The 1,024-nt window shown below is 41.8% G+C and carries 1 protein-coding gene; it reads right to left on the bottom strand.

All coding sequences use genetic code 11. The annotated features are described in order from the left end of the window. Positions 1-257 precede the first annotated feature (257 nt). Positions 258-1,024: leucine-rich repeat domain-containing protein (locus tag DB42_RS05580; RefSeq protein WP_044882099.1), on the bottom strand; the 767-nt coding region annotated here is incomplete at its 5' end.

Genomic DNA, 1,024 nt, shown 5'->3' on the forward strand with positions numbered 1-1,024 from the left:
CATGTTTTATGAGTTTTTTAGAGCAAAACATACATGAATAAAACAGAATGTACAAGAAAATTTTAGAGACAGATTCTTAGCCTTTAAATTTAAAAATAAAGAAATGTAATAGGCTGATAAAGAACCTTTAGTAAAGAAAACTTTCGATGTTAATGTCTCTTGATAGGCCGGAAGGTTTATTTATATCCTTAAAACCTTCTAAGAATATCAATACGTTTCTTTAGCTTATTGGATGATGAAGGAACGAACTTTTTCAGCTAAAGGCAAAAACGCCGCCTTACTTCATCTGGGATGCTTCCTAGCGGATTCTCCTTCAGTTGAAGCCCTTGCAGCTGAGACAGTAACCCTATCTCTGCGGGAAGGGTGGTGAGTTGGTTGTGATCTAAATCAAGCACTTCCAGATGCAATAGCTGCCCTATCTCCACGGGAAGGAAGGTAAGTTGGTTGTGATCTAATCCAAACCATTGTAGGTGCGATAGCTGCTCTATTTCTAAAGGAAGAGAGGCAAGTTGGTTATTGCTTAATCCAAGTCTTTGCAGCTTTGATAACTGCCCTATCTCTGCCGGAAGGATGGTGATTTGGTTGTTGCTTAATCCAAGTCTTTGCAGCTTTGATAGCTGCCCTATCTCTGCCGGAACAGTGGTGAGTTGATTGTTGTTTAATCCAAGGCCTTGTAGTTGTGGTAGCTGCCCTATCTCTGTAGGAAGGCTGGTAAGCTGGTTGTTGTTTAAGCCAAGCTCTTTTAGCTGTGATAGCTGCCTTATCTCTACCGGAAGAGAGGTAAGCTTGTTACTACTTAAATCAAGCGTTTGCAGCTGAGATAGCTGCCATATTTCTGCCGGAAGAGTGGTAAGCTGGTTGCTACTTAAATGAAGCGCTTGCAGCTTTGATAGCTGCCCTATCTCTGCTGGAAAGGTGGTGAGCTGGTTGTGATTCAAGCCAAGCTCTTGTAGCTGTGATAGCTGCCCTATCTGTGTTGGAAGGGTGGTAAGCTGGTTGTTGATTAAGTAAAGCTCTTGTAGTT

It is taken from the genome of Neochlamydia sp. EPS4 (assembly GCF_000813665.1).
In the GTDB taxonomy this organism is placed as follows: Bacteria; Chlamydiota; Chlamydiia; order Chlamydiales; family Parachlamydiaceae; genus Neochlamydia.